At 67.2% G+C, this 12,334-nt stretch carries 14 protein-coding genes; 5 read left to right on the forward strand and 9 right to left on the reverse strand.

All coding sequences use genetic code 11. From position 1 onward, the window contains the following. Nucleotides 1–5: 5 nt before the first annotated feature. The 7 genes from TPR58_RS07915 to TPR58_RS07945 form a co-directional block, all read right to left on the reverse strand. On the reverse strand, nt 6–428 hold the full coding sequence (locus TPR58_RS07915) for a Fur family transcriptional regulator (RefSeq protein WP_346246096.1): 423 nt from the start codon (nt 426–428) through the stop codon (nt 6–8). A 135-nt stretch (nt 429–563) separates the two neighbouring features. After that, nucleotides 564–977 (reverse strand): Ros/MucR family transcriptional regulator, encoded by a 414-nt coding sequence (locus tag TPR58_RS07920; RefSeq protein ID WP_346246097.1) that lies wholly within the window; start codon nt 975–977, stop codon nt 564–566. Nucleotides 978–1,087: 110 nt separating this feature from the next. Continuing rightward, nucleotides 1,088–1,558, reverse strand: a complete 471-nt coding sequence (locus tag TPR58_RS07925) for a GNAT family N-acetyltransferase (RefSeq protein ID WP_346246098.1) — start codon at nt 1,556–1,558, stop codon at nt 1,088–1,090. Further along, on the reverse strand, nt 1,555–2,184 hold the full coding sequence (gene tsaB, locus TPR58_RS07930; protein ID WP_346246099.1) for a tRNA (adenosine(37)-N6)-threonylcarbamoyltransferase complex dimerization subunit type 1 TsaB: 630 nt from the start codon (nt 2,182–2,184) through the stop codon (nt 1,555–1,557). Before tsaB ends, TPR58_RS07925 begins: the two co-directional genes overlap by 4 nt. An 82-nt stretch (nt 2,185–2,266) precedes the next feature. Next, complete coding sequence (locus TPR58_RS07935) at nt 2,267–2,545, reverse strand: hypothetical protein (RefSeq protein WP_346246100.1); 279 nt, start codon at nt 2,543–2,545, stop codon at nt 2,267–2,269. 86 nt (nt 2,546–2,631) lie between these two features. Continuing rightward, complete coding sequence (locus TPR58_RS07940) at nt 2,632–2,934, reverse strand: polyhydroxyalkanoic acid system family protein (protein WP_346246101.1); 303 nt, start codon at nt 2,932–2,934, stop codon at nt 2,632–2,634. Nucleotides 2,935–2,939: 5 nt separating this feature from the next. After that, on the reverse strand, nt 2,940–3,365 hold the full coding sequence (locus TPR58_RS07945; RefSeq protein WP_346246102.1) for a VOC family protein: 426 nt from the start codon (nt 3,363–3,365) through the stop codon (nt 2,940–2,942). A 58-nt stretch (nt 3,366–3,423) separates the two neighbouring features. On the opposite strand from TPR58_RS07945, the gene lnt reads away from it, so the two are divergent. The 4 genes from lnt (at nt 3,424) to TPR58_RS07965 (ending at nt 8,252) form a co-directional block, all read left to right on the forward strand. Beyond that, nucleotides 3,424–4,977 (forward strand): apolipoprotein N-acyltransferase, encoded by a 1,554-nt coding sequence (gene lnt / locus TPR58_RS07950; RefSeq protein WP_346246103.1) that lies wholly within the window; start codon nt 3,424–3,426, stop codon nt 4,975–4,977. An 80-nt stretch (nt 4,978–5,057) separates the two neighbouring features. After that, a complete protein-coding gene (gene metK, locus TPR58_RS07955) occupies nt 5,058–6,272 on the forward strand; it encodes a methionine adenosyltransferase (protein WP_346246104.1) in 1,215 nt (404 codons plus the stop codon). A gap of 146 nt (nt 6,273–6,418) precedes the next feature. Next, entirely contained in the window at nt 6,419–7,114 is a 696-nt protein-coding gene (gene trmB / locus TPR58_RS07960) for a tRNA (guanosine(46)-N7)-methyltransferase TrmB (protein WP_346246105.1), read from the forward strand. A 28-nt stretch (nt 7,115–7,142) separates the two neighbouring features. Next, on the forward strand, nt 7,143–8,252 hold the full coding sequence (locus TPR58_RS07965; RefSeq protein WP_346246106.1) for an AI-2E family transporter: 1,110 nt from the start codon (nt 7,143–7,145) through the stop codon (nt 8,250–8,252). Here TPR58_RS07965 and TPR58_RS07970 read toward each other — a convergent pair. Continuing rightward, nucleotides 8,236–9,033 (reverse strand): DUF72 domain-containing protein, encoded by a 798-nt coding sequence (locus TPR58_RS07970; protein WP_346246107.1) that lies wholly within the window; start codon nt 9,031–9,033, stop codon nt 8,236–8,238. The genes TPR58_RS07965 and TPR58_RS07970 overlap by 17 nt on opposite strands. A 94-nt stretch (nt 9,034–9,127) precedes the next feature. Between TPR58_RS07970 and TPR58_RS07975 the strand changes: the two genes are divergently transcribed. Then, nucleotides 9,128–11,245 carry a TonB-dependent receptor gene (locus TPR58_RS07975; RefSeq protein WP_346246108.1) on the forward strand — a complete coding sequence of 706 codons (2,118 nt, stop codon included), beginning with the start codon at nt 9,128–9,130 and terminating at the stop codon, nt 11,243–11,245. Nucleotides 11,246–11,296: 51 nt separating this feature from the next. Here the strand turns inward: TPR58_RS07975 and galE are convergent, their stop codons facing one another. Further along, nucleotides 11,297–12,295 carry a UDP-glucose 4-epimerase GalE gene (galE, locus tag TPR58_RS07980; protein WP_346246109.1) on the reverse strand — a complete coding sequence of 333 codons (999 nt, stop codon included), beginning with the start codon at nt 12,293–12,295 and terminating at the stop codon, nt 11,297–11,299. Between the last annotated feature and the right edge of the window lie 39 nt (nt 12,296–12,334).

Raw genomic sequence — 12,334 nt, forward strand, 5'->3', positions numbered from 1 at the left:
AGCCGTCAGTTCTTGCGTTCGAGGCTGACGCCGTAAAGCTCCATCCGGTGATCGACCAGGCGGAAGCCCAGCCGTTCGGCGATCTGCTTCTGCAGCTGTTCCAGCTCGGGATCGACGAACTCGATCACCTTTCCGCTCTCGACATCGATCAGATGATCGTGATGCGCCTCGGGCGCCGGCTCGTAGCGCGCACGCCCGTCGCCGAAATCGTGGCGGTCGAGAATCCCTGCCTCCTCGAACAGGCGGACGGTGCGATAGACGGTCGCGATCGAGATGCCGGGATCGATCGCGGAGGCACGTTCATAGACTTTCTCGACATCGGGATGGTCGTCGGCGTCCGAAAGCACGCGGGCGATCACCTTGCGCTGTTCGGTGATGCGCAGGCCCTTTTCGTGGCAGAGCGCTTCGAGATCGATCTTTCGAGCCATGTGTCCTTCCGGCTTGGAACGTGCCGCCGATGTAGCGACTTGATGGCGCGGGGGAAAGGGCAAGCCCGAACGCAAAAGCGGCGGCCGGGCACTTTGCCCGGCCGCCGCCCGATGCATTGCACTCGCGCGCTGCGATCAGCGCTTGCGGCGCTTGGTGCCCAGGCCGATCTTCTTCGCCAGGGTGCGGCGCTGCTCGGCATAGTTGGGAGCGACCATCGGATAGTCAGCCGGCAGGTTCCACTTGGCGCGGTACTGCTCCGGGGTCATCTGATAATGGGTCATCAGGTGGCGCTTGAGCATCTTCAGCTTCTTGCCGTCCTCGAGACAGACGATGTAGTCGGGCTTGACCGAGGAACGAACCGAGACCGCAGGCTCCTGCTTAACCTCAGGTTCAGGAACGACCGTTCCGAGACCGACCAGCGCGCCGTGAACGTTCTGGATGAGCACGGGAAGATCCGACACCGCAACACTGTTGTTGCTGACATGGGCCGCGACAATATCGGCGGTCAGCGTTACCAGCGTTTCCTGCATATCGTTCTGGTTTTCCATTTCGACTAATTTCCTTCGACCCGGTGTGTTGTTTTAAGTGCCACCTCAGGGCCGCGCTATCGGACCAAATTGGACCAAACGCAAGTCCGTGCGTGAACCGGTTGCGGAAATCAGGTCAATTTTCTGGAGTAGCTATGGGCGTCATATGAGTTGCCGTCTCTGCCGCGATAGTAAAGGTGCCGTTCGCCGACCTTGGCGAAGCCTTCGCGCTGGTAGAGCCGGACTGCGTCATTACCGGATCGCACCTCCAGATGCAGATCCTCGATCCCGCGAGCCTTGGCCTCGGCGATGACCGACCGCAGAAGCGCCGATCCGACCCCCCTGCCGCGCGCCGAACGGCGGGTTGCAAGCAGCAGCAGTTCGGCTTCGGGTCCTCCGGCGCGCGACAGGGCAAAGCCGACATCCTGGTCGTCGAGGCTGGCGATCACCAGCCAGACACCCGGCAGGGCCATCATCCCCAGGCACTGGGCGGCGGTCCAGGCCTCGCCATAGCGGGGGTCGAACGCATCCTGCATCACCTCGGCGACCACCGAGACGTCCTGTACGCCGCCTTCGCGCAGTTCGACGAAGCTCAAGCTCATGCCAGCCCCCGCTCGGCCAGCGTCTTCGCGTCCGGCGCGCGGCCATAGATGGGGCGCGGCGCCAGTGCCGCGAAGGCCGGGGGAAGCAACGGCGCGTCGGCGGCGCGCGGAAGCATTTCGGTCAGTTCCGGCGCGGCGCTCAGCGGCTCGAGGAAGCGGACGCCATTGCCGAATGCCGGCAGCCCGTCGAGCACGGCAAGCGCCGCCTCCGGCGCGAGCGAGGCGAAGCTGCCCTCCCCGGCAAGCGCGGCGTCGAAACGCTGGACGAAGACTTCGCCATGACCGCCCTCCAGGACGACCGCGAGCAGCGCCAGTTCGGGACGCGCCGCAAATGCCTGGGCAGCGATCAGCGCGAGCGAGGAATAGCCGGAGACCTGCGCCCCCCAACCGATCGCGAGACCGTGCGCGGCGGCAAGCCCGACCCGAACCCCGGTGAAGCTGCCGGGCCCGCAATCGACCAGGATCCGGCCGGCACGCCCCTTGTCCGGCAGCGAGGCGATCATCGGCACCAGCCGCTCGGCATGGCCGCGACCGACCACTTCATGTTCCGACGCGATCACCGCGCCATCCTCGACCAGCGCGGCCGAACAGGCGGCAGTTGCGGTTTCGATCACGAGTATGCGCAAGTCCGGGCCTCGAATGTTCGGATTGAACCTGCCTAAGAGCCGTCCCGCGCGACTTTGGCAACCGGGCGCGGAGACGCGGTGCCTATCGGTCGAGCGCTCCGGCACCATCCATGTCGGCGCCGGGCACATAGCTGGCCGGTCGGTAGGTCGCGCGCGAGTCACCGAAAATCCCGGTCGCCGCACGCTCGGAGAGATCCGGCTCGGGCATCGGCGCGCTGGCGACGGCCTCCACCGACCGGTAGGTCGGGATCGCGGTACCAGCGACCGTATAATTGCCCAGCACCAGCCCGCCCAGGCTGCCCAGCGCCGCGACCGACGTCATCCCCACCGCCGCGAGGGCAAGGCGGCGACTGGCGAACATCCGGTGGACCCAGCGAGGCATAGGCGCACAACCCGCCAGGCGATCACCCGTTCCTCATCCCGCCGCGATCGACGGAGCCATGGCGATTACTTCAGCAGCTTGGGCGCCACCTGCAGCAACTTGTCGCGCACCTTGCCCGCGAACATCATCAACATCGGCGGCAGGTCGACCTCGGCATGGACATGGGCATCGAACACCTCGACCTTGCTCGCGATCGTCTGGCCCATCGCGTTCAGCGTGAAATGGAGCGTGTCGCCTTCCCAGCGATGCTGCACCGTCCCGCCGCCGGGGATCATGTCGGCCAGCTTGCCGATACCGCCTGCCATGCGCGTGCGCGCCGTCTCGCGGCCAAGCTTGTGCGGGATATCGACCTTGATCGGTTCGGACATTCAACTCACTCCGTGGCGAACAGCTTCGCATCGTCGGCAAACGCCTTGAACTCCAGCGCGTTGCCGCTGGGATCGCGAAAGAACATCGTCGCCTGCTCGCCGGGCTGGCCCTTGAAACGGATGTGCGGGGCGATGCCGAAGACGATGCCGGCCGCCCCGACGCGCTCGGCAAGCGCCTGCCAGTCCGGCATGGTCAGCACGACGCCGAAATGGGGCACCGGGACATCATGGCCGTCGACCGAATTCTCGACCGCGACCGGCCGGGCTGCGGGATCGAGATGCGCCACGATCTGATGGCCGAACAGGTCGAAGTCGATCCAGTGATCCGACGAGCGCCCTTCGGGACAGCCCATCACGACGCCATAGAAGTGGCGCGCGGCCGACAGGTCGTGGACCGGGAAGGCGAGATGGAACGGGCGAAGCGAAGACATGGCGAAGGCCCCTAACCGATCTTCACCCGAAGGGGGAGGATCATGTAAGGCGGCGTCGATGTCCTCCCGTCCTCTCCTCATCGCCCTGGTCGCCGGCATGGCGTCCGCGACCGGCTTCGCGCCGCTCGACCTCTGGCCGGTCCTGATCCTGGGGCTGGCCGTGCTGCTCTGGCTGACGCACGAGGCGCCGACGCTGAAGGCGGTGTTGCTGCGGGGGTGGATCTTCGGGCTCGGTCATTTCACCGTCGGCAACAACTGGATCCAGCACGCCTTCGACTTCCAGGACAAGATGCCGCCGGTGCTGGGCTATTTCGCGGTCGTCGCGCTCTCGCTGCTCCTGGCGCTGTATCCGGCGATCGCGATGGGTCTTGCCTGGCGCTTCTCCCGCCAGGTCACCTCGCGCGCCGGATGGCAGGGCCCCGATGCCGGCTTCGTCCTTGCCGCGGTCGCCGCCTGGATCGCGACCGAATGGCTGCGCAGCGTGATCTTCAGCGGCTATCCGTGGAACCCGCTGGGCGTTGCCTGGCTGCCGCTCCATTCGATCGCCCAGGCCGGCGCGCTGATCGGCACCTATGCCCTGTCGGGTGTGATGGTCCTGGCTGCAGGCGTGCTCTACCTCGCCTTCGCCCGCGACTATCGCGGCGCGGGTGCGCTCGCCATAACGATCGGGATGCTCGGCATCGCGGCGCGCATCTTCGTGCCCGCAGCCCCCGCCGCCGATGCCACCCGCCTCGTCCGCGTCGTCCAGCCCAATATCGGTCAGGACGCAGTCGGCGAACCCGATTACAATGCGCGCTTGCTCTCCCGGCTGGTCTGGGGAAGCGGGCGGGCGGGCGCCCTGCCCCGCCTGATCGTCTGGCCCGAGGGGATGGTCAACGACTGGGTCGAGGACGGCTATCCGCGCAACTGGTACCGGGTCGATCCGCGGGCGATCCGCGCCCAGATCGCCAGCGGCCTCGGCCCCGACGACCGGGTGCTGATCGGCGGCACCGCGCTGTTCGTCGACCAGCAGGGCGAGGCGACGGGGGTCGGCAACGCCATCTGGGCTGTCGATCCCGACGGCATGCTGGGCCCCCGCTACGACAAGGCGCATCTGGTCCCCTATGGCGAGTATCTGCCGATGCGCACGATCCTTGCGCCGCTGGGGCTGGCGCGGCTGGTGATGGGCGATGTCGACTATGTCCCGGGCCCCGGCCCGCGCACGCTCCCGATCGAGGGGTTCGGCAAGGCGGGGATGCAGATTTGCTACGAGATCATCTTCTCCGGCCAGGTCGTCGATCGCGCCGATCGCCCCGACTTCCTGTTCAATCCGTCCAACGACGCCTGGTTCGGCAGCTGGGGCCCGCCCCAGCATCTGGCGCAGGCGCGGATGCGCGCGCTGGAGGAGGGGCTGCCGATCCTGCGCGCCACGCCGACCGGCATTTCCGCGATCATCGACGCGCACGGCAGGCTGGTCGACTTCGTCCCGCCGGGACAGGAGGGCGCGGCCGAGGCGCCGATGCCGCGCCCGCTGCCGCCGACCCCGTTCAGCCGCCTGGGCAACTGGATGGCGGCGATCGCCGCTGCCTTGCTCCTGATGATTGCGATTGCCATTCGCCGCGCGCGCCGCTAGGGCCGGACGCTGATATAAGGAAAGCTTTATATGGGCATGGCAACGGCCCGGGCTTTCCTCTCCCACCAAGAGGATATTCCATGCGTTCCAGCTATCTCTTCACGTCCGAGTCGGTTTCCGAAGGTCACCCGGACAAGGTCGCCGACCAGATCAGCGACGCGATCGTCGACCTGTTCCTGACCAAGGACCCCGAGGCGCGCATCGCCTGCGAGACGCTGACCACGACCCAGCTCGTCGTCCTGGCCGGCGAGATCCGCGGCAAGGGCATCATGGACGAGGCGGGCAACTGGGCCCCGGGCGTGCAGGAGGAGGTCGAGCAGACCGTCCGCGCGACCGTCAAGCGCATCGGCTACGAGCAGGACGGCTTCCACTGGGAGACGCTGCGCTTCGAGAACAACCTGCACCCGCAGTCGGCGCACATCGCGCAGGGCGTGGACGCATCGGGCAACAAGGACGAAGGCGCCGGCGACCAGGGCATCATGTTCGGTTTCGCCTGCGACGAGACCCCGGACCTGATGCCGGCGACGCTCGACTATAGCCACAAGATCCTCGAGCGCATGGCAGCCGACCGCCATTCGGGCGCCGCGCCGTTCCTGGAACCCGACACCAAGAGCCAGGTCACGCTGAAGTTCGAGAACGGCAAGCCGGTCGCCGCGACCGCGATCGTTGTCTCGACCCAGCATGGCAAGGGCTATGACCAGGGCGACAACGAAGCCGAGCTCAAGGCCTATGTGAAGGGCGTCGTTGCCGACGTGCTCCCGGCCGAGCTGCTGTCGGACGCGACCGAATATCACATCAACCCGACCGGCTCGTTCGAGATCGGCGGCCCCGACGGTGACGCCGGCCTGACCGGCCGCAAGATCATCGTCGACACGTACGGCGGCGCGGCGCCGCACGGCGGCGGCGCCTTCTCGGGCAAGGATCCGACCAAGGTCGATCGCTCGGCAGCGTACATCACCCGCTATCTGGCGAAGAACATCGTCGCGGCCGGCCTGGCCAAGCGCGTCACGATCCAGCTCGCCTATGCGATCGGCGTGTCGAAGCCGCTGTCGCTCTATGTCGACACCCACGGCACCGGCACCGTCGGCGACGACCGGATCGAAGCCGCGATCCAGGGCATCGACAAGCTGGGCGGCCTGACCCCGCGCGCGATCCGCACGCATCTGAGCCTCAACAAGCCGATCTACCAGCGCACCGCCGCCTATGGCCATTTCGGCCGCAAGGCAGAGGGCGACTTCTTCCCCTGGGAGAAGACCGACCTGGTCGAGGACCTGAAGGCAGCGATCGCCGCCTGACCGGCGCGAAAGCCCGAAACATCGAACCCCCGTCGCGGCCCGCCGCGGCGGGGGTTTTGTTTTCGGAGCGCTCTCTTAGGGGTGCATAGCGCCTCTCGCGGCACGCCGATCTTGCTTCCCCCGGCCAGCGCGCTAGTGCCGCGCGCATGACCGCACACAAGCCCGGCGATCCCACCACACTGCGCCGCCTCTATGGCCGCAGCAAGGGCCACAAGCTCCGCGAGGGGCAGGCCGCCCTGGTCGAGGACGCGCTTCCCCGTTTCAGCGTGCCCGACCACGGGCCGCTCGATGCCGTCACGCTGTTCGGCGACGACCGGCCGCTCGAGTTCGAGATCGGCTTCGGATCGGGCGAGCATCTGGCGGGCCAGGCCGGCATGCGGCCGGATCACGGCTTCATCGGCTGCGAACCTTTCCTCAACGGCGTGGTCGGCGCGCTGAACCATATTCGCGACGACGACCTGGCCAATGTCCGCCTGCATATGGGCGATGCGCTGGAAGTGCTCGAGCGGCTGCCCGACGCCAGCCTCGACCGGCTGTACCTGCTCCATCCCGATCCCTGGCCCAAGGCGCGCCATGCCAAGCGGCGGATGGTCAATCCCGGCCCGATGGACATGATCGCGCGCAAGCTGAAGCCGGGCGCCGAGTTCCGCCTGGGCACCGACGACCCGACCTATTGCCGCTGGTCGATGATGGTGATGAATGCGCGGCGCGATTTCGTGTGGCAGGCGGAACGGCCGGCCGACTTCCTCGTTCGCCCCGACGACTGGCCCCAGACGCGCTATGAAGCCAAGGCGCGTCGCAAGGGCCATGAAGTGTGGTATTTCATCTACAAGCGGGTCTGAGCGGACACGCGGGGGGGGGGGCAGATCCATGACGACGCCGATCATCGAACCGACAGGCGACCCGGCGAGCGTGCCGCCCGCCGATGCGATCGCCCCGCCCCCCGCCGCGTTCCGACCGGCGCGCATCGCCGCGGCGACGGTCACCATCATCGCGATCGTCGGGGTGGCGTGGCTGTTCATCGAGCTCACCCGCTTCTTCATGCTCGTCTTCGCATCGCTGATCCTGGCGGTGATCTTCAGCGCTTTGACGACGCGGGTCACCGCGGCGACGCGCATGCCGCGCGGGCTGGCGCTGTTGCTGTCGATCCTGGCCTTGATCGGCGTGTTCGCCGGTGCCTTCACCCTGTTCGGCACCCAGATGGCGGGCGAATTCGATACGATCGTGAAGAGCATCCCGCCGGCGATCACCCAGGTCGACGCCCTGCTCGCGCGCTTCGGCGTCAGCGAAGGCGTTCGCGAACTGCTCGACAAGGGCAGCAGCGGCGTGTCGCGACTGATGTCGCAGGCCGGCGGCTATGTACTGGCGGCGGGCAGCGGCGTCGCCGACTTCGTGCTCGTCTTCGTCGGCGCGATCTTCATCGCCAGCGATCCCGCCGTCTATCGCCGCGGCCTGCTGCTGCTGATGCCGCGCCGGGTCGAGCCGGTGGTCGACCGCTCGCTCGACGACATGGCGCACGGCCTGCAAGGCTGGATGATGGGCCAGGCCGTGTCTTCGGTACTGGTGGCGTTTCTCACCTGGGCCGGGCTCGCATTGCTGGGCGTGCCGGCAGCCGGCGGCCTCGGCATCATCGCTGGCCTCCTCGACGTGATCCCGATGGTCGGCCCGATCATTGCGGCGATTCCGGCCGTGCTGCTCGCCTTCACCGTATCGCCGGCAACGGCATTGTGGACGATCGGCCTGTTCCTGATCATCCAGCAGCTGCAGGGCAATTTCCTGCAACCGATGATCCAGAAACAGGCGGTCGACGTGCCGCCCGCGGTGCTGTTGTTCGCGGTGGTCGCGGCGGGGACCGTCTTCGGCTTCCTGGGCGTATTGCTGGCAGCGCCGATTACCGTCGTCGTCTATGTCGCGGTCCAGCGCATCTATGTGAAGACGATCCTGGGCAAGGACATCCGCCTGGTCAGCGACCGCCGCTGACCGGGCCGGAACCGGCGGCCTCAAGTCGCGCGGCGAGGTCGAGCGCGTTTTCGGTCGCCGCGGACGACGCTGTATTGTCGAAGATGCACCAGCATGTAGCCGGGGCGCTCGCCACAGCCTCGATCCGCTGCGCATAATGCGCCAGCGCCGCTGCATCATAGGGCGAGCGATAGATGGCGGGCGAGCCATGAAGGCGCCAATAGGCCAGGCCCGGCCAACCACCTGGCTCGGCGGCGGATGGCGCGATTGCGGGATCGGCGGCAACGCGCCCCACGCGGTGATGACGAAGCAGCATTTCCGGCTCGTCGGTGAACCAGCTGGGATGACGCGGCTCGCAGGCGATCGCCGCCGGGATCGCCTTGGCGACGCTTGCGAAGAACCTGTCGGCAATGGCCGGATCGAAGGTCAGGCTGGGCGGAAGCTGCACCAGCAGCACCGCGAGTTTCGACCCCAGATTCTCCACCTGCCCGGCGAACGCCTCGATGAGCGCCTCCGCACCGATCAGCCTTGAATCGTGCGTGATCGCCTTCGGCATCTTGACCGAGAAGCGAAACCCGTCGGGGACGCTGGCCGCCCAGCGGGCCCAGGTCGCTGGCCGATGTGGCCGGTAGAAGGACGAGTTCATCTCGACGCCGCGAAAGATGCGCGCATAGCGTTCCAGGACGGAACCGCCATCGGGGAACGACGCCGCGTCCTGGCGTGGAATGCTCCAGCCTGCCGTACCGATCGTCACGTCCATGCCGGCCAAACGCGACGTCGCTTGCACGGATGCATCAGTCATCATGGACTTTTCGCAAAAGACGAGATTGAAGGTTGATACCTTATATCATCGCGTCTATCGCCCCCGCATCTTCCCGAATGAGAGTGCGTATTTGATGATCCGTAGCCTGTTGCTTGCCACCGCCGCCATCATCGCCCTGCCCGCCCATGCCGAGGAACGGGTCGTCCCGGCCGACCCGGCGGCGGACACGACCGCTGCGACGGCGGACCAGCAGCCCCAGGACCATGCGCATGATCACGACCAGCCCGATTCGGAGATCGTCGTCACCGGCACCCGGGCGCGGTCGGCCAATGATCTGCTGGGCGGCACCGCGGTGCTTGCCAATGAGGAACTGACCCGCAGCCTGCGCCCGACGATCGGCGAGACGCTGGCATCGCAGCCCGGCGTGTCGGCGACGTCGTTCGGGCCCAACGCATCCAAGCCGGTCCTGCGCGGCTTCACCGGTGACCGTGCGCCCGTGCTGACCGACGGCATCGGCAGCATCGACGTGTCGAACACCTCGGCCGATCACGCAGCGGTCATCAATCCGCTGACCGCCGACCGGATCGAGATCCTGCGCGGCCCCGCCGCCCTGCTGTTCGCGCCCTCGTCGATCGGCGGCATCGTCAACGTGCTCGACAGCCGGATTCCCCGCCATGTCGAGATGCCGCTCCATGCCGACGGCATCGCCACCTATGGATCGGCAGCGAACGAGCGCGCCGTATCGGGCGTGATCGACGTGCCCGTTACCGGCGGGCTGGTCGTCCATGCCGATGGCAGCTGGTCCAAGACCGACGACATGAAGACCGGCGGCTATGTCCTCTCCCCCGCCCTGCGCGCGCAGGCGGCTGCCAGCGCCGATCCGGAGATCGCCGAACTGGCCGATCTGCGCGGCACCGTGCCCAACACTGCGGCGCGGACCTGGAACGTCGCCGGCGGCGCTGCGGTGATCAACGAAGGCGGCAATCTGGGCTTCGCCGTCAGCCATTATGACAGCCTCTACGGTGTGCCGATCCGCTATTCGCTCGATCCTTCGGTCGAGGCCGAGGCGGTCCAGCTTCAGGTCAAGCAGACGCGCGTGGATATCCGCGGCGAGGTGAATACCGGCGGCAGCGTCTTCAGCAACCTGCGCCTTCGCCTGGGCGCGGCCGATTATCGGCATAGCGAGATCGAGGACACCGGCGAGGTCGGCACGACCTTCTTCAACCAGGGCTATGAGGGCCGGCTCGAGCTGGTCCAGGCCGCGCGCGGAGGCTGGGACGGCCTGATCGGCGCGCAGTTCGCGACCAAGGCGATGCACATCGACGGCGAGGAGAAATTCCTGCCGAAGACGCGGAGCAACCGCTACGGCCTGTTCACCCTGCAATCCTATGATGCCGGCGCGCTGAAGGCCGAGGCGGCGCTACGCTACGAGCATTCGGCGGTGCGTGCCTTTGCCGATTTGGACCTCGGCAATCCCGATTCCGATCGCCGCTTCGACACGCTGTCAGCCTCGTTCGGCGCCAGCTACGAACTGGCGCCGCGCGTCCGCTTCGGTGTGAACGTGTCGCGCAGCGAGCGTGCGCCGTCCGCCGAGGAACTGTTCGCCAACGGCCCGCACGCCGGCACCCAGGCGTTCGAGATCGGCAATCCCGATTTCGGCACCGAAAAGGCCTGGGGCGTCGAAGCGACGCTGAAGGGTTCGGGCGACGGCTGGAGCCTGGCCGCGGCCGCCTATCACAGCTGGTATGACGGCTTCATCTACGACACGCCTAATGGCGAGATCGAGGACGACCTGCCCGTCTTCCAGTATAATCAGGCCGATGCCCGCTATTACGGGTTCGAGATCGAGGCGTCGAAGCGGCTCGCACGGGTCGGCGGCTTCTCGATCAACGCCGACGCGATGGCCGATATGGTCCATGCGACCATCGTCGGCGAAGGCCCCGCGCCGCGCATCCCGCCGCTGCGCATCATGGGCGGCCTGGAAGCACAGTCCGAGCGGTTGAACGCCCGCATCGAAGTCGAGCACAGCTTCGAACAGGACCGGCTGGCGGCATTCGAGACGCAGACCGACGGCTTCACCTTCGTCAACGCGTCGGTTGCGTGGAGTCCCTGGGGGCCCCGGCACACCAGCTTCACCCTGTCGGCGAACAACCTCTTCGACGTGGAGGCGCGGCGCCATGCCAGCGTGCTGAAGGACTATGCCCCGCTGGCCGGCCGCGACATCCGGCTGACGGCGCGGCTGTCGCTCTAGGCGCCAGGGTGCGGCCGGGGCGCGTCACGAACGCCCCCGGCCCGCCGGACCTTATGGCCGGATGTCGGTCAGCTTGCGCTCCCAGGCCAGCGCATCCTTGACGATCCCGTCCAGGTCGGCGCGCTGCGGCCGCCACGGCAGCGTCGCGAGGATTCGGCTGTTGTCGGCGACGAGCGTGCCCGAATCCCCCGGACGGCGTTCGGCCAGGCGGCGCTCGATGTTCAGGTTGGTGACCCGGTCGACCGCGTCCAGCACTTCCAGCACCGAATAGCCGCGGCCATAGCCGGCGTTCAACGTGTGGCTGTCGCCCGGGCGATCGATCAGCAGGCTCAGCGCGTCGACATGCGCAGCCGCAAGGTCGCTGACATGGATATAGTCGCGAACCCCGGTGCCGTCGGGCGTGTCGTAATCGGTGCCGAAGACGGTGACGTGGTCGCGCTTGCCGATCGCCGCCTCGACCGCGATCTTGATCAGGTGCGTCGCGCCCGCGGTCGACTGGCCCGAACGGCCCTGCGGATCGGCGCCGGCGACGTTGAAGTAGCGCAGCGCGCAATAGTTGAAGTCGTGCGCCGCCGCGACGTCGCGCAGCATCATCTCGGTCATCAGCTTCGACGTGCCATACGGGTTGATCGGCAGCTTCGGCATGTCCTCCGCCACCGGCACGATCTCGGGCATGCCATAGGTCGCGGCGGTCGACGAGAAGATGAAATGCTTCACGCCGGTCGCAACCGCGCTCTCGATCAGCGAGCGGCTGGCGACGGTGTTGTTGCGATAATATTTGAGCGGATCGCTGACCGATTCCGGTACGATGATCGACCCTGCAAAATGCATGATCGCGACCACGCCGTGGTCGCGCAGCGTCGCGCGCATCCGCGCCTCGTCCTCGATCTCGCCCTGGACCAGCGTGGCGCGCGGATCGACCAGGAAGGTGAAGCCGGTCGACAGATTGTCGTACACCACGACACTCCATCCCGCATCGAGCAGCGCGAGTACCGCGTGGCTGCCGATATAGCCCGCACCGCCCGTGACCAGTACCGTACCGCCCTGCATCTTCCGCTCCCCTGTTGCTCCTGCGCCGCCCAACCCTAT

Origin of the sequence: Sphingomonas rustica, from assembly GCF_039652585.1 — a bacterium.
Taxonomy (GTDB): domain Bacteria; phylum Pseudomonadota; class Alphaproteobacteria; order Sphingomonadales; family Sphingomonadaceae; genus Sphingomonas; species Sphingomonas rustica.

Coding starts and splice junctions, on each gene's coding strand:
- TPR58_RS07970 (WP_346246107.1), bottom strand. CDS start 9,033: ATGACTGATGCATCCGTGCAAGCGACGTCGCGTTTGGCCGGCATGGAC.
- lnt (WP_346246103.1), top strand. CDS start 3,424: ATGTCCTCCCGTCCTCTCCTCATCGCCCTGGTCGCCGGCATGGCGTCC.
- TPR58_RS07945 (WP_346246102.1), bottom strand. CDS start 3,365: ATGTCTTCGCTTCGCCCGTTCCATCTCGCCTTCCCGGTCCACGACCTG.
- TPR58_RS07925 (WP_346246098.1), bottom strand. CDS start 1,558: ATGAGCTTGAGCTTCGTCGAACTGCGCGAAGGCGGCGTACAGGACGTC.
- trmB (WP_346246105.1), top strand. CDS start 6,419: ATGACCGCACACAAGCCCGGCGATCCCACCACACTGCGCCGCCTCTAT.
- TPR58_RS07940 (WP_346246101.1), bottom strand. CDS start 2,934: ATGTCCGAACCGATCAAGGTCGATATCCCGCACAAGCTTGGCCGCGAG.
- metK (WP_346246104.1), top strand. CDS start 5,058: ATGCGTTCCAGCTATCTCTTCACGTCCGAGTCGGTTTCCGAAGGTCAC.
- TPR58_RS07935 (WP_346246100.1), bottom strand. CDS start 2,545: ATGTTCGCCAGTCGCCGCCTTGCCCTCGCGGCGGTGGGGATGACGTCG.
- galE (WP_346246109.1), bottom strand. CDS start 12,295: ATGCAGGGCGGTACGGTACTGGTCACGGGCGGTGCGGGCTATATCGGC.
- TPR58_RS07965 (WP_346246106.1), top strand. CDS start 7,143: ATGACGACGCCGATCATCGAACCGACAGGCGACCCGGCGAGCGTGCCG.
- TPR58_RS07915 (WP_346246096.1), bottom strand. CDS start 428: ATGGCTCGAAAGATCGATCTCGAAGCGCTCTGCCACGAAAAGGGCCTG.
- TPR58_RS07920 (WP_346246097.1), bottom strand. CDS start 977: ATGGAAAACCAGAACGATATGCAGGAAACGCTGGTAACGCTGACCGCC.
- TPR58_RS07975 (WP_346246108.1), top strand. CDS start 9,128: ATGATCCGTAGCCTGTTGCTTGCCACCGCCGCCATCATCGCCCTGCCC.